Origin of the sequence: Sinorhizobium sp. 22678, from assembly GCF_052044265.1 — a bacterium.
Classification (GTDB): Bacteria; Pseudomonadota; Alphaproteobacteria; order Rhizobiales; family Rhizobiaceae; genus Sinorhizobium; species Sinorhizobium meliloti_A.
In genome coordinates, this window is sequence record NZ_JBQEMS010000024.1 from 23,273 (window position 1) to 44,149 (window position 20,877).

Genomic DNA, 20,877 nt, shown 5'->3' on the forward strand with positions numbered 1-20,877 from the left:
GAGACGACGGCAAATGGCGCAAATGCCGTTGCCGCGGGCGGCATCACACTCTATGACGAGCCCCGAACGAGTTTCACGTTGCAAGGATGATCCATGAGCGCCAGCGGCCTGCCGTTTGATGATTTCCGCGAACTACTGCGCAACCTGCCGGGGCCGGATACGGCGGCACTCGTTGCGGCGCGCGAGCGGGACGGGCAATTGACGAAGCCGCCCGGCGCTCTCGGGCGCCTCGAGGAAATCGCCTTCTGGCTTGCCGCCTGGACGGGACGTCCGCCGGCGGTCAACCGACCGCTCGTCGCGATCTTCGCCGGCAATCACGGCGTGACCCGTCAGGGAGTGACGCCCTTTCCCGCTTCGGTGACGGCGCAGATGGTCGAGAACTTCGCCGCCGGCGGTGCTGCCATCAACCAGATCTGCGTGGCACACGATCTCGGCCTCAAAGTCTTCGATCTGGCGCTCGACTATCCGACCGGTGATATCACCGAGGAACCGGCTCTCTCCGAGCGCGACTGCGCCGCCACCATGGCTTTCGGCATGGAAGCGATTGCCGGCGGCACGGATCTGCTGTGCATCGGCGAAATGGGCATCGGCAACACGACGATCGCGGCCGCCATCAACCTCGGCCTCTATGGCGGCACGGCAGAGGAATGGGTCGGTCCCGGCACCGGTTCGGAAGGCGAGGTGCTCGCGCGCAAGATCGCCGCCGTCGAAAAGGCCGTGGCGCTGCACCGCGATCACTTGTCCGATCCGCTCGAAGTCATGCGGCGGCTCGGCGGCCGCGAGATCGCGGCGATGGCGGGCGCAATTCTCGCGGCGCGGATGCAGAAGGTGCCCGTCATCATCGACGGCTACGTCGCGACCGCGGCCGCGGCGATCCTCAAGGCCGCCAACCCGGCGGCGCTCGACCATTGCCTGATTGGCCATGTTTCAAGCGAGCCCGGTCACATGCGGGCGATCGAGAAACTCGGCAAGACACCGCTCCTGGCTCTCGGCATGCGGCTTGGCGAAGGCACGGGCGCGGCTCTTGCAGCAGGCATCGTCAAGGCGGCGGCTGCCTGCCACAGCGGCATGGCGACCTTCGCGCAGGCTGGCGTAAGCAACAAGGAGTAAGGCAGGCCCGGCCCGCCCACGCGCGTCAGCACGCTCGGAGCTTGCTGTCGATCGGCTGTCATGCGTGCTATTCTCGTGCCGTGCAGCTATTGATGCGGGGCGGCTTCTCGCATATCGGGGATAAACCGGGTCATTCGGTTCGGGTGGCCTCGCAAAGCGGCATTGCCGCCGCCTTTGATTCGCCTCAATAGGAACGTCGAAGCTGTGCCCCCTCCCAACCTGCGAGACGAAATGGACGTCAAGAACACTACCTCCCGCAACGGCGCCACCGCGCCCGTTCAGAAGCATCGTGGTTTCCGGCATCTTTTCGCGGCGGCCAGCTATTCCTTCGGCGGTGCGAAGCGCCTGATCGGCGAGGCGGCCTTTCGGCACGAACTCATCGCCTTCGCCGTCGCGATGGTCGCGTTCGCGATCGTCGGCGCGAACCTGTTCCAGTATGTCGCGATGGCAATCCTGTTTCTGCTGATGATGGCCTTCGAGGCGATCAACACCGCGATCGAGGAGATCGTCGACCGCGTTTCGCCGGAGATCTCGGACATGGGCAGGAACGCAAAGGATCTCGGCTCCTTCGCGTGCCTTTGCCTCATTCTCGCCAATGCGGCCTATGCGCTGTACGTGATATTTCTCGCTCGCTTCCTGGGCTGATCCGCGACGCCGGCACCACCCTCATTTCCGTGACAGGCACAGGAATGCGGAAGTGGAGGACGCCCGGCAAGCGTTTACGCGAAGCTCCTTCTCCGGCGGGTGAGGGACGGGACGTCCTCGACCGGGGGCAAGCTCTGCAGAACGCGACGCGGCGGCAGGATAGCGATCGCCTCGGTGCCTTCCCGGAGTTTCGAGCGCAGGATGAACTGGCCGCCATGCTTGGCGAGGATCGCCTGGACGATCGGCAGTCCTAGGCCGGTGCCCTGTTCGGCGCTCTTGATGGCGATCGAACCCTGGCCGAAGGCGGATAGGACGATCGGGATCTCCTCTTCCGGAATGCCGGGGCCGTTGTCTCTGATCGAAAGATATTGCCCGCCGCCGGCGGTCCAGCCGACTTTTACGCTGACCTCACCGCCCGACGGGGTGAACTTGACGGCATTCGAAAGAAGGTTGAGGGTCACCTGGCGCATGGCTTTTTCGTCCGCCCAGACGGACGGCATCGCCTGTTCGAACTGATGGGCCATGGTTATGTTCTTGCCGCGCGCACGGAGCTGAACCATGCCGATGCAATCCTCGACGATCTCCGCCAGGTTTACCGCGTCCTCGCTGAGCTCGTACTTGCCGGCTTCGATACGCGAAAGATCGAGAATTTCGTTGATGAGATTCAAGAGGTGTTCGCCGGAGCGATGGATGTCCAGCGTGTATTCCTTGTAGGTCGGGTTGGCGAGCGGTCCGAGCACCTCTGTCGACATGACCTCCGAGAAGCCGAGGATGGCATTGAGCGGCGTGCGCAGCTCGTGCGACATCGAGGCCAGGAAACGGGATTTGGCGAGATTCGCCTCTTCGGCGCGGCGGCGAGCCTCGTCCGACATGGACTTCGCCACCTCGAGTTCGGCGATGAGATCGTCCTTCTCGGACTGTACCGAAAGGATATGAACGTTGGCGCGGTTCATCCTGTCGGTCATGAACGCCAGAAAGACAAGCGAGAGCGCCAGAATGCCCGTGAGGCCGACATCGACCGCATCACCGGTCGTGAGTGAGGAGAAGCCGAGCGCGGCCATGACAGGCAGAAACGTGTAATAGAGGGCGTTCCGCAACAGAAAAGTGCCCATGGCGGTGACCGCAAGGGCAATGAAGAGCACCGTTCCCTCGAAGAGACCGGAAGCGATCTCGCCGCAGGACGCACAATCCGGGAGCGTGAAGATCGCCCAGCAAAGGCCGGTCAGCATCTGGCCGGCGAGGAAGCGGCGGCGCCAGACGGACACTTTCTCGGCGACCACATCCTCGCGCTTGGCCTTTCGCGCGAGAAAGATGGTGACCGCATGCGCGGAAAGCGCCAACAAGGCCCAGGCGAGAAAATGCGGGTCGCCCGAGAGGTAGATGCCGCTGGCGGCGATCAGGATCACGAGGAGGGGCAGGGCCATCGCGCCGTGGAGCACGGACTCGATGTGTAGCAGGAGCATTTCCCGTTCGAAGCCGGAGGGTGCCGAGGAACCGGTCTGCAGCCGCTGACGCGTCGCGCGAACGGTCTTCGAAACAGCCTTGTTTCGATGGCTCCGCGACTTGTCCACGATGATCTTGTCGGTCGATGTGCTGGCGGCGATGCTCATGCTTCTGGTCAGGATTGGGTTCAGCTTGCACTCTAGGATGCAATCCTTAAGAAGTTGCTGCCCCCATGAAGGATTCGGCAACCATTGTGGCGCGATTGCGGTTTTCGAGGCCGGGATGGGCAGGAAGAACAACACGAGGAGGCGTGGGGCGTGAAGTCGGAAAACCGCAGATTCCGGATCGTCGGCGGCAGCGGCGCAGACCCGGGCTCTTCCGGAAGGCGCTTTGGATTTGGTCGCTCCGGGTTTCCCGAGCGGCGAAAGAGGCCGTCCGGCAGCGGCGGCATGGCCGGCGGTTGGATTTTCCTGATCCTTCTCGGTATCGGCGCCTACATAGCCGCGCAGCTGCCGCCCTCGGAACGGCCCGTGACCGGCGAGTTGCGCGGCTCGGCGTCGGCAAGCGATGGCGATAGTCTGCGGCTCGACGGACGCCGCATACGCATCGAAGGCATCGATGCCCCGGAGATCGGCCAGATGTGTCGACGCGGGGAAACCGCGTGGGACTGCGGCGCCCAGGCGCGGCAACGGTTGATTGCTCTCATCGCGGGAACGACGACCGTCTGCCGGCTCCATGGCCATGATCGCTATGGTCGGGAACTCGGTGTCTGCGCGGCTGGCGGGACGGACCTCGGAAGAGAAATGGTCCTCTCCGGTCATGCGGTCAGCTATGGGCTCTACCGTGCGGAAGAGGAAACGGCGCGAACGGGCCGGCGAGGGCTCTGGGGCGGCGATTTCGTCAGGCCGCAGGAGTGGCGGCGTTCGAACGGCGGTGCGGAGGAGACCCCGCACCGGGCGGGTGACTGGTTGGAGACCATTATTCAATGGCTTCAGGAGTATTCGAGCGCGATCATGGCGAGGATCGGCGGTGACTGAGGAGCGGCTGCAGGCGTTGAGGGCGGCGATCTCAATCTGTCGCCGGTGCCGTGACGAGCCGGCGCGCGGCGAAGACCACCGGCTGCCGCACGAGCCGAGGCCGGTGGCGGTGCTTTCCGCGTCGGCGCGGATTCTGATCGCCGGGCAGGCACCCGGATTGCGGGTCCATGAAAGCGGCCTTCCCTTCAACGATGCCTCTGGCGATCGGCTGCGGCAATGGCTGTCGGTGGACCGGGCGGCATTCTACGATCCGCAAAATTTCGCCATCGTGCCGATGGGTTTCTGTTTCCCCGGCTACGACAGCCACGGCAGCGACCTGCCGCCGAGAAGCGAATGCGCGCCGCTGTGGCGGCAGAAGGCGATGGACGCGATGCCGCAGATCGAGCTGGTGCTTGCGGTCGGTCATTATGCGCAGCGCTGGCATCTTGGAAGGGACTGTCCCAAATCCATGACGGAAACCGTGCGCAACTGGCAACGCTACGCGAAACGCAATTCCGGCGTCTGCGTACTGCCGCTGCCGCATCCGAGCTGGCGCAATACCGGCTGGCTCCGGCGTCATCCCTGGTTTGAGGCCGAGTTGCTGCCCTTCCTGCGTGAACGGGTGAGGGCGCTGACGGCGTGAAACAATTTTCTTTATTTTCACAATTACCGCGCTATAGAGGGAAAAATATTCGAGAGGATTTTCCATGGATCGCCTAGACCGCAAGATCCTGCGGCTGTTGCAGGAAGACTCGACCTTGGCCGTAGCCGACCTCGCCAAGAAGGTCGGGCTTTCCACGACGCCGTGCTGGCGGCGCATCCAGAAGATGGAAGAGGAAGGTGTGATCCGCCGCCGTGTCGCGCTTCTCGATCCGGTGAAGGTCAACACCAAGGTCACCGTATTCGTTTCCGTGCGCACCAATTCGCATTCGATGGAGTGGCTGCGGCGGTTCTCCGAAGTCGTGGCGGATTTTCCGGAAGTGGTGGAATTCTATCGCATGAGCGGCGACGTGGATTATCTCCTGCGCGTGGTCGTGCCGGATATCGCCGCCTATGATGCCTTCTACAAGCGTCTGATCGCCAAGATCGAGATCCGCGACGTTTCCTCGGCCTTCGCCATGGAACAGATCAAGTATACGACGCAACTGCCGCTCGATTACATGGTCATCGACCAGGCGAAGTCGAGCGAGGACTAGACGACCAGGTCGTTATCGCCGGGTCAAGCCGTGTCTGACGCGGAGGGATGCTGCGATGCGTCCTCGAGACATGCGGCTGCCCAGCCGCGTGCAATGCCGATCTCGACGCGTTTCTGTCCGAATTCCGCATAGCGATTGCGCCCATAGACGATAACCTTGCCCGTGCCGCCATGAGGGCGCGTCTGGATTACTGTAAGGGAATTGGCATGCGCGGCGGCCCTTCGGCGATTGCTTCGCCTATGCCCTGGCCTAACGGCATTCCGCCCCTCTTCTCTACGTTGGCCACGATTTTTCGCGCTGACCGACGTTCAATCTGGACTGGCCCGCTAGACGCTGAGAGTCCGGGTGGAGATGAAGAGTGGCGAGGCTTCGAGGAACGAGGTTTGTCAGGCTCGGTTAAACTCGGGCTTGACCCGAGAAACCATCACGAGCTGCTGGAAAGCCGCTGGCGGACCCCGCTGTTCGTCAGTTCGCGCAACGCGTCCTTGCCCGTCCATCGTGCCGCACGGTCCGTGCTCGCCGCGAGCTTTTGCGCGAGCGCCAAGGCCGGACCGTGGCAGGCGGGGCTGCGCTTGCCGATCTGCCTGAGTGCCCAATTGACCGACTTCTTCACGAAGTTGCGCTCGTCGGCGGCATGAGTCTCGATCAGCGGCAGCCAGGCAAGCAGCGTCGAATCCGGCTCCTTCTTCAGATGCACGGCGGCTGTTGCGATCATCGCGAAGGCCAGGCGGCGGACGAATTCCCGCTCATCGGCGGCGAATTCAGGAATGAGCACTTGCTCGAGGCGCGCTCCGACGAAGAGGTCGGCAACGGTATCGACCACTTCCCAGGAGTCGCAGGCATTCGCCCATTGCCGCGCTTCAGCAAGCGTCAGCGCCTTCGGGTCCGCGGTGAACGCTGCCAGCAGGCGTGCTTCGCGGATGCCGGAGGTCCAGAGGTCGAGCGCACGGGCATGGTCGGTCTTTACCCTGCGCGCGACGCGACGAAGCTCAACGTTCGAAACGCCCAGGGCGGTTTCGGTCGCAATGCCGAAGCGCGCCATGCCGGCGATGTTTTCGTCCGAGCCGAGGGCGCGGAGATATTCGATGATCTCTTCCGCCGTCGACGCCGGGGCCGGCGTCATTTTTCGAGCCGGGCGAGCAGGGAAGACGTATCCCAGCGATTGCCGCCGACCGCCTGGATGTCGCCGTAGAACTGGTCGACGAGGGCGGTCACCGGAAGCTTGGCGCCGTTGCGCCTGGCCTCGGCAAGGACGATGTCCAGATCCTTGCGCATCCAGTCGACCGCGAAGCCGAAGTCATATTTGCCTTCGTTCATGGTCTTGTGGCGATTTTCCATCTGCCAGGAACCGGCCGCTCCCTTGGAGATGACCTCGATCACCTTCTCGATGTCGAGCCCTGCTTTCTTGCCGAAGTGGATTCCCTCTGCGAGCCCCTGGACGAGGCCAGCGATACAGATCTGATTGATCATTTTGGTCAGTTGGCCGGCGCCGGCGGGGCCCATCAAGCCGACCATCCGGGCATAGGCGTCGATGACGGGCCTGGCCTTGTCGAAGGCTCCCGCATCGCCCCCGCACATGACGGTGAGCACGCCGTTTTCCGCTCCGGCCTGCCCGCCGGAGACCGGCGCGTCGATGAAATGCGCACCCTTCGCCGCCGCCGCGGCGTAGAGCTCGCGGGCAACCGCGGCCGATGCCGTCGTGTTGTCGATGAAGATCGACCCGGCTGCCATCGTTTCGAAGGCGCCGTTCTCTCCCGTGGTGACGGAGCGGAGGTCGTCGTCATTGCCGACGCAGGCGAAGACGAAATCCTGGCCCTTGGCCGCTTCGGCCGGCGTTGCGGCGGTCCGGCCGCCGAATGCGGCTGCCCATTGCTCCGCCTTGGCTGCAGTCCGGTTATAGACCGTCACATCGTGCCCGCCGCGGGCCTTGAGATGACCGGCCATCGGATACCCCATGACGCCGAGACCGATGAATGCGACTTTGGCCATTTCCTTGAGACTCCCTTATCGATGGCGTGTTTGCGGCCGACGATAGCCGCGGCCGCAGCAGCCTGCAATCAGGGTTTGAAGCGGGCGGTCACCAATTGGCCGGCAATCGGCTCGCCTTCCTCCATGCGCACCGTGATGTCGGTGATATCGACGATCTCGAACCCGGTCGCCGCCAGGCGCTCGCGCAGGTAGGTTTCCGAGTGGGCGAAGCGCTGGTGCGGTCCGACGGCGAAGCCTTGTCCCGCCGGGGTCTCGCCCGGCAGGCTCTCGCTCGAGAAGATCAGGAGCCCGCCCGGCACCAGATTGTCGACTGCGCCGAAGAACAACGGCTCCAAGGCGCCGATATAGGGCAGGACGTCGGTTGCGGCGATCAGGTCGAACGGTTCGTCGTCATTGTCGTCGAGGAAATCGACCGCCTCTGCGACATAGAGCGTCTCGTAGAGGTCCTTCTCATGGGCGATTTCAACCATGTTTTCCGAAAGGTCCACGCCGGTTATGTCTTCCGCCATGTCGCGTAGCGCGCCTCCGGTCAGTCCGGTGCCGCAGCCGAGATCGAGGATCCGCTTGAACGGTCCGAGCCCGAGCGCCTGAAGCCGCTGGCGCACGAGCAGTGGCACGCAATAGTGGAGCTGGTCGACGAGAACATTGTCGAAGACGTCGGCGTGCTGATCGAAGAGCGTTGCCACATAGGCGTCCGAAGCCTTGAGCGGCGTCTCGCCCCGCCCCATCGATGCAAGCCGAACGGCGGCGCCGCCGTGGTCCTCCGGGTCGATTTCCAGGACTTCCCGATATGCGGCGGCCGCCGCGTCGAAATGCCCGGACTTCTCCAAGGCAAGCGCGCGGTTATAGGCCTCTGCGAGGGCCTCCTCGTCGATCTTCTTGATTTTCTGCGTCATGGGCGCTTCATACGACCCCCGGCGGCCTTTGACAATCGCCGGTCGCGGCCGTCCCTGTCACTGACCGTTTCAGCTCGATAATAACCTGTTCTTTGGCGGAACGGCGACGGTTTCCGTCAATGTGGGATTAAACCACCTCGCGGCCCGAGGAGAGGTCCCGCCGAGGCGGCGATGGGAACATTCGCCTGCGGTAAAGATTTTGACCAGGTCGGGGACGCGCGCCATTTAACCTTGATCGAAAAGGAGTCATCATTCCTAAAAGAATGAAAAATCGGGAGGAATGCCGATGTCTGCCGAATTGAGCCCGTTGACATTGGAAACGGAGATACCGGAGCGGCAGACGCCGCCTCTGCCGCAGACACCGCAGGAGACGATCAACGCGATCATCCACTATTATCGCGGCGAAATCGGGCGGATGGCCGGTTGGCGGGACCGCATAGACCGAACATCGAACTGGGCGATCACCGTGGTCGCAGCGATGCTTTCGGTCTCGCTCTCGACGCCGTCGTCCCATCACGGTGTTCTTCTCTTTGCCATGCTGCTAATCAGCCTGTTGCTGCTGATCGAAGCGCGGCGTTACCGTTTCTTCGACGTCTATCGCGCCCGCGTGCGCCAGATGGAACGCGGCTACTTCGCGCAAATTTTGTGCCCTGAAGGCACGCCGAGCTTCAAATGGTCGGTGTCGATCGCCAAGAGCCTGCGCCAGCCGGCTTTCCTGATGGGCTACAGGGAGGCCCTCTGCCGGCGGTTACAGCGCAATTATTGCTGGATGTACCTGATCCTGCTCCTGGCATGGGCGCTGAAGATTTCCTCCCCGAAGATTTCGAGCACGGGAGAGCCTTTCGGCCATGTCCGTTCCTGGGCCGATGTTGCCGAGAACGCCGCTCTTGGTCCCGTGCCTGGCCTTGCCGTGGCGATCGGCGTCGCGCTCTTCTATGCGGTCGTGCTCTACGGTTCGCTCCACAGGGCGACAGGCGCCGGCGAATTGGCGCATGGCGAGGTTCATGTCTGAGACCTGCGTGCACCGCTGCGCCGCATTGCTGATCCCGCCTTCAGAAATTCTCAGTTGATGCGGGCGCGCAGGCCTGCTTCAACTGCGCTTCTCTCGGTCATGCCAAAAGGAGCACAAGATGAGCGAACAGAAGGTGGCGATCGTCACGGCCGGCGGTTCCGGCATGGGGGCCGAGGCGGCAAGGAGGATGGCGGCAGAGGGTTACAGGGTTGCCGTCCTTTCTTCGTCCGGCAAGGGCGAGGCGCTCGCCAAGGAACTCGGCGGAATCGGCGTTACCGGATCTAACCAGTCGAACGACGATCTGAAGCGGCTCGTCGACGCAGCCTATGATGCCTGGGGGCGCGTGGATGCGCTGATCAATTCGGCAGGGCACGGCCCGCGGGCTCCGGTGCTCGAACTCACCGACGAGGAATGGCACCGGGGTATGGATGTCTATTTCCTCAATGTCGTGCGGCCAACCCGGCTGGTGACGCCGATCATGGTGGAGCAGAAATCCGGCAGCATCGTCAATATTTCCACCTACGCCGCCTTCGAACCCGACCCCTTGTTTCCGACGTCGGGGGTCTTCCGTTCCGGGCTTGCGGCTTTCACCAAACTGTTCGCCGATCGGTATGCCGCCGACAATGTCCGCATGAACAATGTTCTGCCCGGCTTTATCGACAGTCTGCCCGAAACGGAGGAACGGCGTCAGCGGATTCCGATGGGACGTTACGGCGCATCGGAGGAGGTGGCCGAGTTGATCGCCCTGCTCGCAAGCGATCGCGGAGGCTATATCACCGGCCAGAACATCCGGATCGACGGCGGCATCACCCGATCCGTCTGACATATCCGACAACGACGTGCGCCGGAACCTAATGGACGATAAACTCTCCCTGGAGAGCCCGCCATTCGGAGGCCGAAATCAGCTTTCGGTGCACATAGCGTACCGAATGCAGCGGGCCGTCCAGCTTCTCCTGCCAGAATTTGAGGAAGCTGTGCATTTCCGGAAAGTCCGGCGCGATGTCGTAGTGTTGCCAGATGTATGTCTGCAGGAAAGCCGGGTGGTCGGGCATCCGATAAAGTATCTGAGCCGTCGTCAGCCCGTAACCCTTGAGCTGCAGTTCCATGTCGTTCGTCATGCGGACCTCACTTTTCACAAAGGTTGGTCTCTATGATGGAGCGCTTAATTGCTTAATCAAGCGTTAATGTAGGTGAGTGAATCGAGAAATCACCTACAAAAACAAGCGCTTGGCAGCAGGCGACGGCGAGTGCTGCCAAGCCGGCCACCGGAGTCCGGCTTGCGGCCCGAGGCGCGTTCAGCGCTTCAGATGGCGGGTCAGGCGGGCTTCGAGCCAGCCCCAGATGTTGCGCAGCAACTCCACCATCAGCAGATAGAGGATCGCGGCCCATATATACATCTGGTAGTCGAAGGTCCGGGAAAAGGCGCGGCGAGTCTCACCCATGAGGTCGAAGACCGTGACGATCGCCACGATTGCCGAGCCCTTGATCATCAGGATGATTTCGTTGCCGTAGGGGCGCAGCGCAACGATCATCGCCTGGGGCAGAATGACCTTGAAGAAGGCTACGCGCTCCGGCAGGCCGAGCGCGGCCGCCCCCTCGCGCTGGCCGCGCGGCACGCTTTCGATGGCGCCGCGCAGGATTTCCGCCTGATAGGCGGCGGTGTTCAGCGTGAAGGTAAACAGCGCACAGTTCCAGGCATCGCGGAAGAACCACCACAGTCCCGCGGATTCGAGCTGCGGACGGAAGCTGCCGAGCCCGTAATAGATGAGGAAGAGCTGGGTGATGAGCGGCGTCCCGCGGAAGAAGTAGACATAGGCGTAGGCAAACCAGCCCCATAATCTGTTCTTCGACATGCGCCCGAGCGCCACCGGCAGCGAAACGACGGCGCCCATGAGGATGGAGGAGGTGACGAGTGTCAGTGTCACCCCAAGACCGGAAAGGAAGCTCGGCCCATAGCGAGAGAATTTCTCCGGGTCCCAGCCGTTGACGACCGTCAGGAAAATCCCGACACCGAGCGCCAGCCAGATGCCGAGCGCCACGCTGCCGAAAAAGCGCGAGAAGGTGTAGGGCTTCGGCGGCGCCGGCGGGGGCGCCTGCGGCGGGATCATGGTTTCGGCAATGCTCATCGGCGTGCCTCCGCGCGCTTGGTCGAGCGCTCGAGCGCCGAGAATACGACCGAGGAGATCATTGCCAGGACGAGGAACAGAACGCAGGCGATGCCGAAGAATTCGAAAGCGTGCTTGGTCACCCGGGCCGCGACGCCGGTTTGGCGCAGGATATCCGGCAGCCCGATGACCGAGACGAGGGCGGTGTCCTTGAGCAGCGCCATCCAGAGATTGCCGAGGCCGGGCAGCGCGATGCGGATGAGCTGAGGCAGAATGATGAGGCGCATCGTCTTGCCCCGGTGCAGGCCGAGCGCGTCACCGGCCTCGTACTGACCGTGGGGAATCGCCTTGAAGGCAGAAAGCAGCACTTCGGAACAATAGGCCGAAAAGACCACGCCCAGAGCGATCATCCCCGCAACGAAGGCGCTGATCTCGACGGCGCCCGTATAACCGATCGTCGCCAGGAACTGCTGGGCGAGGATCTGCAGGCCGTAATACACGATGAAGAGCGTAAGGAGCTCCGGCAGGCCTCGGAAAATTGTCGTATAGATGTTGCCGGCCAGCCGCAGGGATCTTTCCTCGGATTGCTTGGCGAGCGCAATGAAGAAGCCGATGATCAATCCCACTGGAAGGGTCGCGATCGCCAGGCTGGCGGTGACGAGGAATCCATAGGCGATTTCATCGCCCCAGCCTGCGTCTCCGCACGCGAGAAGGGTATCCGATCCGAACCACCGAAATACCCCGAGAGGACCGCATAGCGGATCGATGATCGCGCCGATCCAGGAGAGACCGGAGGAAAGGGCGGCAAACAGTCCGCTCATGCCAATAGTTCCCGTTGCGTATTCTGGCGTCTACCGCGTTTTTGTTCTTCAGCCGCGCCGCGCGCTAGACGCTTATTTTCGTGATTCCTTGTCAAACAAAAACGGCGGAAGGGCAAGCCCGTCCGCCGTTGCATTTTCTTCATCAACCGAGATTATCCCGGCATAAAGCCTCAAGATGTGCAGGAATCGCCGAGATTAGCTGCCGTAGACGTCGAAGGGGAAGTACTTTTCGTTGATTTCCTTGTACTTGCCGTTCGCGCGGATGGCGTCGATCGCCTTGTTGAACTTCTCCCGCAGAGCGTTGTCGCCCTTGCGGAGCGCGATACCCGCGCCTTCGCCATTGATGACCGGATCGATCGGCAGGGTGCCAAGCAGCTTGCAGCAGGCGCCATCGTCCGTCTTGAGCCATTCCGACAGCACGACGACGTCGTCGATTGCCGCGTCGATGCGGCCGTTGGCGAGGTCGAGCTTGTATTCATCCGCGGTCGGGTAAAGCTTCAGTTCCGACTCTTTCATATGCGCTTCCGCATAGTTGGAATGCGTGGTCGAACTTTGTGCGCCCAGCATTTTGCCGGAGAGGGCTGCTGCGGTCGCCTCGGTGATCGGCGAATCTTTCGGCACCGCGATGGCCGGAGGCGTGTTGTAGTACTTGTTGGTGAAGTCGACCTTTTCCTTGCGCTCCTCGGTGATCGACATGGACGCGATGAACGCGTCGAATTTCTTGGCGATCAGCGCCGGAATGGCGCCGTCCCATTCCTGGGTCACGAAGGTGCAATCGGCCTTCATCTCTTCGCAAAGCGCCTTGGCGATATCGATGTCGAAGCCGGTCAGCGTGCCGTCGGACTCGAGATTGTTGAAGGGCGGGTAGGCGCCTTCGGTACCGATGACGATCTTTTCGCCGTCAGCCATGGCAGCGCCGACCATAAGCACGAAAACGGCAGCCGATACCGTGGCTGCCAGACGTCTGGAAATACGCATGATGTCCTCTCTGTTGGCTCGGCATCCGGTTCTTCTTGTTTCGCGGATGCCAATTGGCGCCGGAGCTTCAAGCCGCCGGTTGCGGCGATATTCGTACGGATTTCCTGCAAAAATCAACTGGAAAGCTTTGCTTCCAACTGTTTGACGCGAATCATGTCCTTCGATTGTCGCATAAGTTGCGCTAGAAGATGAACGGGCCGTTCAGGACCGGTTAATGTCGCCTTCAATAGGCCTTGCAGCGGAACCGATCCGCAGTTGCGGCGTTGCGGCTACGGCATTTCGGCCGAGGCAAAAAATGGCCGGGACCGCGGATCATGGCCCTGTGACGAGGGCGCCATGGTGGGCGAGGCGATTGGAGTCGCGTTTGCACACCAGCGTCAGGACCTCCGAACAAGAGGAAGAAAAAAATGTCGATACGATCCAGACTTTTCGCAACAGTGGCCTTGCCCGTTCTTTCGGCCTCCCTGATGATCCAGCCGGCCTTCGCTGACAGCCTGACTGCTCCGTTCGAAGTCGCTCAGGAAGGAGAGGGCCAACAGTCGCCCGAGGATCTGCTGTTGCTGAAGCGCAAGCAGCGTCAGGCCGAGGAATCGCAGGGGCAGGCGGAGGAGCAACAGCCGCAGGCCGAGGAGCAGCAAAAGCCGCGCAGGAAGCGCCAGCAGCAGGCCGAAGAACAGCCGGCAGCCGAAGAGGGCGCCCCGCAGCAGGCCGAAGAAGAGGCTCCACGGCGCAAGAAGCGCCAGCAGCAGGCGGAAGAGCAGCCCGCGGCCGAAGAGAGCGCTCCGCAGCAGGCCGAAGAAGAGGCTCCCCGGCGCAAGAAGCGCCAGCAGCAGGCGGAAGAGCAGCCCGCAGCCGAAGAGAGCGCTCCGCAGCAGGCCGAAGAAGAGGCTCCCCGGCGCAAGAAGCGCCAGCAGCAGGCGGAAGAACAGCCCGCAGCCGAAGAGAGCACTCCGCAGCAGGCCGAAGAAGAGGCCCCCAAGCGCAAGAAGCGCCAGCAGCAGGCCGAAGAGCAGAAGCCTGCGGCCGAGGAGAGTGCTCCCCAGCAGGCCGAAGAAGAGGCCCCCAAGCGCAAGAAGCGTCAGCAGCAGGCGGAAGAGCAGCAGCCCGCAGCCGAGGAGGGCGCGCCGCAGCAGGCCGAGGAACAGGAGCCTACGCGTAAGAGACGCCAGCAACAGGCCGAAGAGCAGCGGCAGACGGAAGAACAGAAGGCCGCCGAGCAGCCGAGCGCCGAACCTGAGAGCGGCACGACCGCCAAGCAGCCCGCGACAGAGACGCCCGCCGAGCAGACGGGCGAGGGCGAGCAGCAGTCGATTCCCGGCGCCGAACAACCCGCAACCGCTGAACAGCAGGGTGAGCAGCCCGCCGGCCAACCGGCTCCCGAAGTCGTCGATGAGCGCTCGACGGAAGAAAAGCAGAAAATCGCGGAGGACCCCGCAGCCTCTGACGAGACCGTCGTCTTGCCTGTCGAGAAAGGCGCGGCTGTCCTCGACAGCGACAAGGATGCCGACATTTCCGGCGGCAACCAGGCGCGAGAAACACGGCGGAAGCAGCGCGAGGAATTGCGTACGACCCAAGAGAGCGTAGAACCGCCGGCCGACGATGCAGCGGCGCAGGCTGCGATCCCGGCCGAAGCCAGGGAAGAAATTCCTCAGAAGATCGAGGCTGTGCTCAGCGAAGAGGGCGAGCGGGTTGAGGAGGCGCCGACCTTTGCGGTGCCGCAGACGACCAACATCATCAACAACACCGTCATCAACAACACAACGGTCAACAACACGTCCGTCAACAACACCACCGAGAACAACGTCACGGAGGTGAGGGTCGTCGAAGAAAACGAGGACCGTGTCATCCTCGGGGTCGGCGATCGCATCTTCGTGCGCGGTGACGACCGGCCGCGCCTGCGCAGGAATTCGGAAGAGAGCTATTATGAAAATCTCTCGCGAGGTCGCGTCCGTGAAACGATCGTCCGCCCGGGCGGCTATCGGATCGTCACCATCTACAACGAATACGGAGACATCCTGACGCGCACGCGCGTCGATCGTGACGGCGAGGAATACGTCATGATGTACGCGCCGGAATACGAAGAAGACCGGCCCGCAATCATAGACGTAGGTTACGACCTGCCACCGATGCGCCTGACGATACCGGTGGACGAATATATCGTCGATGTCGCCGAGGATCCGGACCGGGATTACTACGAGTTCCTGTCCGAACCCCCGGTCGAGTCGGTCGAACGCGTCTACACCATCGATGAGGTGCGTCACTCCGCCCGCCTACGCGACAAGGTTCGCCGAATCGACCTCGACACCATCACCTTCGCGACGGGAAGCGCCGAGGTATCGATGTCGCAGGCGAAAACCATGCGCAACGTCGCGGAGGCAATGAACAAGATCCTGGAGAAGGATCCGGGTGAAACCTTCTTTATCGAGGGTCACACGGATGCCGTTGGCGCCGACCAGTCCAACCTCGTCCTTTCCGACGAGCGTGCCGAGTCCGTCGCAGTGCTCCTGACCGAGGTCTACGGCATCCCGGCCGAAAACCTCGTCACCCAGGGCTATGGCGAGCGGTTCCTCAAAATCCGCACGGACGGGCCGGAGCAGGAGAACCGCCGCGTCACCATTCGCCGCGTCACGCCGTTGGTGCGTCCTGTAGCGCAGCGGTAGATCAACGAGGCGTGCGAACTGACATCGGGGCCGGGAAACCGGCCCCGATTATTTGTGCGTTCTGCAACCCGCCTGTGCGCTTGGATTGATGCCGTCCGCTCGACCGTCAGTCACGCAGTCCGATGACCTTCTCGATGAAATCGGCGATCGCCCGCGTGTCGTCCAGGTCGAATACGGGGAGGCCGGCGTCCGCGACCGGATGATCGGCAGCGATGGCCAGGATATGCGGATCGTTCGGTGCGAGCGGTTCGCGATTGGCCGATTCCTCGCGGCGCGCCTCGATTTTCGGGACAGGCTCGCGCTTGTAGCCTTCGATCAGTACCAGGTCGCAAGGGGCAAGCCGGGACAAGATCTCTTCGAATGTGGGCTCCGGCGCCCCACGCAATTCATGCATGATCGCGAAGCGCGTCGACGAAACGATCGTTACCTCGTGCGCGCCGGCCTCGCGGTGGCGGTAGCTGTCCGCGCCGACCTTGTCGATGTCGAAGTCGTGATGCGCGTGCTTGATCGTGGAGACCATGTAGCCGCGGCGGGTCATTTCGCTGACAAGGCGGACCATCAGGCCGGTCTTCCCGGAATTCTTCCAGCCGGCGATGCCGAAAATCTTCGGTAGGCGCAAGGGGTCGTTCATGGTTCGCGATCCTCGATATAGGGCAACCAGGCCTCAGCCCGCTGAAGCTCTTCGGGCGTGTTGATGTTGACTGCCGGAGGGACGGTGGCATGGGAGGGGCCGTCTGGCATCGAGAACGTCCTCGGCTATTCCAGGGGGCCGCCGAGTGCGCGCTGCGCGACCGCCCGCCGGCCGCGCTTGCTCTCGCGGTAGAATGTATAAAGGCCGGAACCGATGATGATGGCGACGCCCGCCAGCATCCAGCGGTCCGGCGTCTCTGCGAAGAAGACGACTCCGAGGGTGATCGACCAGAGAAGACTCATATAGCGAAATGGCGCAATCACGGAGATCTCGCCTTCGCGCATCGCGAGTACGATCGTCTGGTAACCGAGCATCAGAAGCACACTGGCGCCGGCGATATGGCTGAGCGACGTCGTAGACATCGGTTGCCAGCCGCCGAGCGGGACGATGAGGGCCGCACCGACCAGCGTCGTCACGAGTGAGGTCGTCACCGTGATGTACAGCGACGGCACGTCGGTGCCGATGCGGCGGGTGCAGAGGTCTCGTGTCGCAGTGAAAAAGACGCAGGCGACGACGGTGAGGGCCGCCGCGGTGAAGCCCTCGGGACCAGGACGCAATACGACGAGGACGCCGGCGAAGCCGACGACGATCGCCGCCCACCGCCGCCAGCCGACGGGCTCGCCGAGGAACAGCGCGGCGCCGAGCGTGACCGCCAGCGGAAGTGCCTGCATGATCGCCGAAGCGTTGGCGAGCGGGATCTGGCCGAGCGCGGAGATATAGGTCACCGATGCAAGCGCCTCCATGGCGATGCGCAGCAGGATGGCCGGCCTGAAGATCGTCCGAACCGGCCGGAAGGCGCCGAACCGGTATGCGACTACGACCACCATCAGCGTCGTCAGCAACCCGCGGATGAACATGATCTGGCCGGTATTCATGGCCCCGGTGACCGATTTTACCAGCGCATCGTTGCAGGCGAACCCGATCATCGCGAGGCACATGAAGACGATGCCGCGGAAATTGGCTGACGAGCGCATTCTCATTCCTGATAGCTGTGGCCGAACGGCGCGAGGCTTCCCGGCGTGGCGAATCCCTACTGCATGTTCCTTAAATCCTATCCGATTAAAGGACAAAAACATCCGGAAGATCAAAGATCTGAGCGCTTCAAAGCCGATGAGGTAGGAGATGACGCGCATCGCCCGCGGCGCTCGTGCCGAGCAAGGCATTGCCGCTTGTCTCTTCGCCCCGCTTGCGGGCAGAAGGTGCCGGCAAGCGGATGAGGGGCAAAACTGTTATCCCCCGGTGACGCTCATGTGCCGGGCGACGGCGGGGCGGTTGTGTTCGCGGTCGATGATGAAGTCGTGGCCCTTCGGCTTGCGGCCGATCGCCTCGTCGATGACCTGCCCGAGATAGGCGTCGTCGTCGGTCGCGCGCAGTGCGGCGCGCAGATCGGCGGCGTCGTTCTGGCCGAGGCACATATAGAGCGTGCCGGTGCAGGTCAGCCGGACGCGATTGCAGCTTTCGCAAAAATTGTGCGTGAGCGGCGTGATCAGGCCGAGGCGCCCGCCGGTCTCCGCGACCTCGACATAGCGGGCCGGGCCGCCGGTGCGGTAGGGAATGTCATTGAGCGTGAAGTCGGCCTCGAGCCGCCTGCGCATCTCCGAGAGCGGCAGGTAATGGTCGGTCCTGTCCTCGTCCACTTCGCCTATCGGCATGGTCTCGATCAGCGTCAGATCCATGCCGCGGCCATGCGCCCAGCGCATCAGGTCCGGTATCTCGGCATCGTTGAAGTCCTTGAGGGCAACGGCGTTGATCTTCACCTTCAATCCGGCTGCCAACGCCGCGTCGATGCCTTCGTGCACCCTTGCCAATTCGCCCCAGCGGGTGATCTGGCGGAACTTGTCGGGATCGAGCGTGTCGAGCGAGACATTGATCCTCCGCACGCCGCAGTCGACGAGTTCGGCGGCGAATTTCGAAAGCTGCGAGCCATTGGTGGTGAGTGTCAGTTCGTCCAGCCGTCCCGCTTCGATCTCTTTGCCGAGTTCGCGAATGAGGAACATGATGTTCTTGCGCACCAGCGGCTCCCCGCCGGTGAGCCTCAGCTTGCGTACGCCCTTGGCGATGAAGGCGGAACAGAGCCGCTGGAGTTCCTCCAGCGTCAACAGGTCCTTCTTCGGCAGGAACGTCATGTGCTCCGCCATGCAATAGGTGCAGCGGAAGTCGCAGCGGTCGGTGACAGAGACGCGCAGATAGGTGACCGCGCGGCCAAATGGATCGACCATCGGGGCTGTCGTGGTGTCGAGCGGTCTGGCGTGGGTCTGGTCTATAGCGGCCGTGTTCAAGTCTTTTCTCCCTGCGCTTTCAATGTCGTGGTCAAAAAGGGTCGCGTCAAGGCGCATCCTGTCGCAAACTGTTTCAAATATCTGGAAAGCCTTCTGGGGGCGATTTCCGGCCGTTCAATTCTGCTTTACTGAACGGGGACGAACACGGAGCAATGACGATGAGCGAATTCTGGCCGACCGAACTGCGGATATCCAGGGACCGCCACCGCCTGTCCGTCACCTTCGACGACGGCGTGGCCTTCGACCTATCCGCGGAACTCCTGCGGGTCCTCTCGCCCTCGGCAGAGGTGCAAGGGCACGGGCCGGGCCAGCGGGTGACGGTTCCGGGCAAGCGCAACGTCCAGATCATCACGGTCCAGCCGACGGGAAATTACGCGGTGCGAATCGGTTTCGACGATTCTCATGACACCGGCATCTATACCTGGACCTACCTGCGGGAGCTCGGCGAGAAAGGCGAAGAGCTGTTCAAGGCCTATGAGCAGGAGCTCGCCGACAAGGGTATGTCGCGCGACAAGGCCGAAAAGCCGCGCTGACGTCTCGCAGCCTTTGGTGACCGCCGACCGGGCAGCCTCGGTCAGCTTCCCGCCGCCAATTCATCTTCCTTGAGCAGGGTGGAGATGATCCGCTCCATCGACTCGGCGACCTTGACGCAGTCCTCGATCGGCTCCCCGCCGTGCGAACTCTCGATGAGCGCCGTCTGAATTTCCATTGCTTCCTCGGTCAAGGTCCTTCCGGCTGAGGTCAGCGACAGACGCAATACGCGTTTGTCTCTTGCGTCGCCTCGCCTTTCGATGAGGCCGCGCTTTTCGAGCTGCGGCAGCAGCATGCTCATGTTCGAGCGGCCGACGAGCAGCTTGCGTGCAAGCTCCTGCTGGGTGATGCCGTCGAAGCGGTAGAGATTGACCAGGATGTCCAGGTGCGGCGGCTTCACATCCAGATGGCTCAGCCGCCGCGTCAATGTCTGCTGCATCAGCTGACAGGCGCGGGCAACGGCGATCCAACTTCGAAAACGAGGGTGATCCCAGGGAAAGTGGTGATTTTCGATCTGTGCTTGCTTTTTGTTCATCGTTGTACAATTATGTTCATGGTTGAACATTAGAAAGCTCCACTATGCCATCCTTTGCGAACAAGGTCATCCGTCTATCGCTGAAGGCCGTTTCCGCGTTTTCGGCCGACAAGGCAGGCAAGTCCGCATTCTGGATCTTCTGCCGCACTCCGAGCCGGAAGCCAAAAAGCGGCAAGGAGGCGGCGCTGCTCAAAGCGGCAGTGCCGATCATGCAACGGTCGCGGAAGGTCACGTTGTCCTTTGCGGGCGGCTGGGCTGCCGCTCGCCATTTCGAATGCCGCAACGGCGGTCGCGGGCCGCGGGTACTGGTCGCGCACGGCTGGGGATCTCGCAGCGACTATCTGGCAACGCTGATCGATGGCCTGCTCTCCTCGGGCGCGGAGGTCGTGGCGCTCGACTTGCCGGGTCATGGAGCGTCGCCCGGGCGGACACTGACCATGCCGCAAGCGGTGAGGGCGATCGATGCGGCGTGGCGCCATTTCGACGGGTTCGATGTCGGTATAGGCCATTCCTTCGGCGGCGCGAGCCTCGCCTGCGCGGCCGGGGCAGTGCTCTGCGACGTCCCCGCGCGCATTCCGGGGAAACTGGTCCTGATCGGTGCGCCAAGCGAAATGACTTGGCTCTTCAGGGGCTTCGGCCGGATGTTGGGGCTCGCGCCGAAGGCGCAGGCAGCTTTCGAGGGCATGGTGGAGCGGCTCTCCGGGCGTCGCATCGAGGGTTTCGATGCCACCCGCATCCTGGCGGCACTCCGCAGGCCGGTTCTGGTCATCCATGCCGAGGACGACAAGGAGGTCCCCGCCGATCACGCGCGCCGCTACGGCGCGGTCGGACCAAATGTGGAATTGCACTGGGCGAACGGCCTTGGCCATCGCCGCATCGTTTCCGCCGCTCCGGTCATCGAGAAGATCAACGAATTTCTCTGGGAGCGCAGGAAAGAGGCTCCCATGTCAAAAATCGCCTGATGGCGTCA

At 62.6% G+C, this 20,877-nt stretch carries 22 protein-coding genes and 1 pseudogene; 10 read left to right on the plus strand and 13 right to left on the minus strand.

From position 1 onward, the window contains the following. The first annotated feature begins 93 nt into the window (after positions 1-93). Positions 94-1,110 carry a nicotinate-nucleotide--dimethylbenzimidazole phosphoribosyltransferase gene (cobT, locus tag ACTJKL_RS26110; RefSeq protein ID WP_018095176.1) on the plus strand — a complete coding sequence of 339 codons (1,017 nt, stop codon included), beginning with the start codon at positions 94-96 and terminating at the stop codon, positions 1,108-1,110. Between the two features lie 231 nt (positions 1,111-1,341). Further along, complete coding sequence (locus ACTJKL_RS26115; RefSeq protein WP_440854171.1) at positions 1,342-1,755, plus strand: diacylglycerol kinase; 414 nt, start codon at positions 1,342-1,344, stop codon at positions 1,753-1,755. Between the two features lie 74 nt (positions 1,756-1,829). Here ACTJKL_RS26115 and ACTJKL_RS26120 read toward each other — a convergent pair whose 3' ends face one another. Then, positions 1,830-3,365: a sensor histidine kinase gene (locus ACTJKL_RS26120; protein ID WP_100673073.1), complete on the minus strand. Its 1,536-nt coding sequence runs from the start codon at positions 3,363-3,365 to the stop codon at positions 1,830-1,832. Positions 3,366-3,515: 150 nt separating this feature from the next. Between ACTJKL_RS26120 and ACTJKL_RS26125 the strand changes: the two genes are divergently transcribed. The 3 genes from ACTJKL_RS26125 (at position 3,516) to ACTJKL_RS26135 (ending at position 5,410) form a co-directional block, all read left to right on the plus strand. Continuing rightward, positions 3,516-4,235, plus strand: a complete 720-nt coding sequence (locus ACTJKL_RS26125; RefSeq protein WP_440854172.1) for a thermonuclease family protein — start codon at positions 3,516-3,518, stop codon at positions 4,233-4,235. After that, the gene (locus ACTJKL_RS26130) at positions 4,228-4,857 is read left to right on the plus strand and encodes a uracil-DNA glycosylase family protein (protein ID WP_379943054.1); all 630 of its coding nucleotides are present in this window, start codon (positions 4,228-4,230) and stop codon (positions 4,855-4,857) included. Before ACTJKL_RS26125 ends, ACTJKL_RS26130 begins: the two co-directional genes overlap by 8 nt. Before the next feature lie 64 nt (positions 4,858-4,921). Further along, entirely contained in the window at positions 4,922-5,410 is a 489-nt protein-coding gene (locus tag ACTJKL_RS26135; protein ID WP_003535303.1) for an Lrp/AsnC family transcriptional regulator, read from the plus strand. A 424-nt stretch (positions 5,411-5,834) separates the two neighbouring features. On the opposite strand, the gene ACTJKL_RS26140 is transcribed toward ACTJKL_RS26135, so the two are convergent. From ACTJKL_RS26140 to ACTJKL_RS26150, 3 genes are all read right to left on the minus strand, one after another. Next, on the minus strand, positions 5,835-6,533 hold the full coding sequence (locus tag ACTJKL_RS26140; RefSeq protein ID WP_440854173.1) for a DNA alkylation repair protein: 699 nt from the start codon (positions 6,531-6,533) through the stop codon (positions 5,835-5,837). After that, positions 6,530-7,399: an NAD(P)-dependent oxidoreductase gene (locus ACTJKL_RS26145; RefSeq protein ID WP_018095168.1), complete on the minus strand. Its 870-nt coding sequence runs from the start codon at positions 7,397-7,399 to the stop codon at positions 6,530-6,532. The genes ACTJKL_RS26140 and ACTJKL_RS26145 overlap by 4 nt, the downstream gene beginning before the upstream one ends. Before the next feature lie 68 nt (positions 7,400-7,467). Further along, the gene (locus ACTJKL_RS26150; RefSeq protein ID WP_275597811.1) at positions 7,468-8,295 is read right to left on the minus strand and encodes a class I SAM-dependent DNA methyltransferase; all 828 of its coding nucleotides are present in this window, start codon (positions 8,293-8,295) and stop codon (positions 7,468-7,470) included. A gap of 286 nt (positions 8,296-8,581) precedes the next feature. Here ACTJKL_RS26150 and ACTJKL_RS26155 point away from each other — a divergent pair, with 286 nt between their 5' ends. Both ACTJKL_RS26155 and ACTJKL_RS26160 read left to right on the plus strand, forming a co-directional pair. Next, positions 8,582-9,307: a DUF2270 domain-containing protein gene (locus tag ACTJKL_RS26155; protein ID WP_198516786.1), complete on the plus strand. Its 726-nt coding sequence runs from the start codon at positions 8,582-8,584 to the stop codon at positions 9,305-9,307. Positions 9,308-9,425: 118 nt separating this feature from the next. Next, positions 9,426-10,130, plus strand: coding sequence for an SDR family oxidoreductase (locus ACTJKL_RS26160; protein ID WP_018095165.1), 705 nt, complete (start codon positions 9,426-9,428; stop codon positions 10,128-10,130). A 28-nt stretch (positions 10,131-10,158) separates the two neighbouring features. Here the strand turns inward: ACTJKL_RS26160 and ACTJKL_RS26165 are convergent, their stop codons facing one another. The 4 genes from ACTJKL_RS26165 to ACTJKL_RS26180 all read right to left on the minus strand — a co-directional run bounded on the left by ACTJKL_RS26165 (position 10,159) and on the right by ACTJKL_RS26180 (position 13,211). Next, complete coding sequence (locus ACTJKL_RS26165) at positions 10,159-10,425, minus strand: usg protein (protein WP_026168618.1); 267 nt, start codon at positions 10,423-10,425, stop codon at positions 10,159-10,161. Positions 10,426-10,602: 177 nt separating this feature from the next. Further along, entirely contained in the window at positions 10,603-11,433 is an 831-nt protein-coding gene (locus tag ACTJKL_RS26170) for an ABC transporter permease (protein ID WP_275597813.1), read from the minus strand. Next, positions 11,430-12,233: an ABC transporter permease gene (locus ACTJKL_RS26175; protein ID WP_100673080.1), complete on the minus strand. Its 804-nt coding sequence runs from the start codon at positions 12,231-12,233 to the stop codon at positions 11,430-11,432. The genes ACTJKL_RS26170 and ACTJKL_RS26175 overlap by 4 nt, the downstream gene beginning before the upstream one ends. 195 nt (positions 12,234-12,428) lie before the next feature. After that, entirely contained in the window at positions 12,429-13,211 is a 783-nt protein-coding gene (locus ACTJKL_RS26180; protein ID WP_440854174.1) for an ABC transporter substrate-binding protein, read from the minus strand. A 407-nt stretch (positions 13,212-13,618) separates the two neighbouring features. Between ACTJKL_RS26180 and ACTJKL_RS26185 the strand changes: the two genes are divergently transcribed. Beyond that, on the plus strand, positions 13,619-15,871 hold the full coding sequence (locus ACTJKL_RS26185) for an OmpA family protein (RefSeq protein WP_440854175.1): 2,253 nt from the start codon (positions 13,619-13,621) through the stop codon (positions 15,869-15,871). A gap of 106 nt (positions 15,872-15,977) precedes the next feature. Here the strand turns inward: ACTJKL_RS26185 and mobB are convergent, their stop codons facing one another. The 4 genes and pseudogenes from mobB to moaA form a co-directional block, all read right to left on the minus strand. Then, the gene (gene mobB, locus ACTJKL_RS26190) at positions 15,978-16,502 is read right to left on the minus strand and encodes a molybdopterin-guanine dinucleotide biosynthesis protein B (protein WP_440854176.1); all 525 of its coding nucleotides are present in this window, start codon (positions 16,500-16,502) and stop codon (positions 15,978-15,980) included. Next, positions 16,499-16,579 (minus strand): annotated as a pseudogene (locus ACTJKL_RS26195) (molybdenum cofactor guanylyltransferase MobA); the annotation flags it as partial. The gene mobB and the pseudogene ACTJKL_RS26195, both read right to left, overlap by 4 nt. Before the next feature lie 48 nt (positions 16,580-16,627). Further along, a complete protein-coding gene (locus tag ACTJKL_RS26200) occupies positions 16,628-17,536 on the minus strand; it encodes a DMT family transporter (protein ID WP_440854177.1) in 909 nt (302 codons plus the stop codon). Between the two features lie 255 nt (positions 17,537-17,791). Further along, positions 17,792-18,841, minus strand: coding sequence for a GTP 3',8-cyclase MoaA (moaA, locus tag ACTJKL_RS26205; protein ID WP_440854178.1), 1,050 nt, complete (start codon positions 18,839-18,841; stop codon positions 17,792-17,794). Positions 18,842-18,999: 158 nt separating this feature from the next. On the opposite strand from moaA, the gene ACTJKL_RS26210 reads away from it, so the two are divergent. Further along, entirely contained in the window at positions 19,000-19,374 is a 375-nt protein-coding gene (locus ACTJKL_RS26210) for a gamma-butyrobetaine hydroxylase family protein (RefSeq protein ID WP_100673234.1), read from the plus strand. 41 nt (positions 19,375-19,415) lie between these two features. Here ACTJKL_RS26210 and ACTJKL_RS26215 read toward each other — a convergent pair whose 3' ends face one another. Further along, positions 19,416-19,907, minus strand: a complete 492-nt coding sequence (locus tag ACTJKL_RS26215) for a MarR family winged helix-turn-helix transcriptional regulator (RefSeq protein ID WP_440854179.1) — start codon at positions 19,905-19,907, stop codon at positions 19,416-19,418. A 44-nt stretch (positions 19,908-19,951) separates the two neighbouring features. Here ACTJKL_RS26215 and ACTJKL_RS26220 point away from each other — a divergent pair, with 44 nt between their 5' ends. Then, complete coding sequence (locus ACTJKL_RS26220) at positions 19,952-20,869, plus strand: alpha/beta fold hydrolase (protein ID WP_440854180.1); 918 nt, start codon at positions 19,952-19,954, stop codon at positions 20,867-20,869. Positions 20,870-20,877 lie beyond the last annotated feature (8 nt).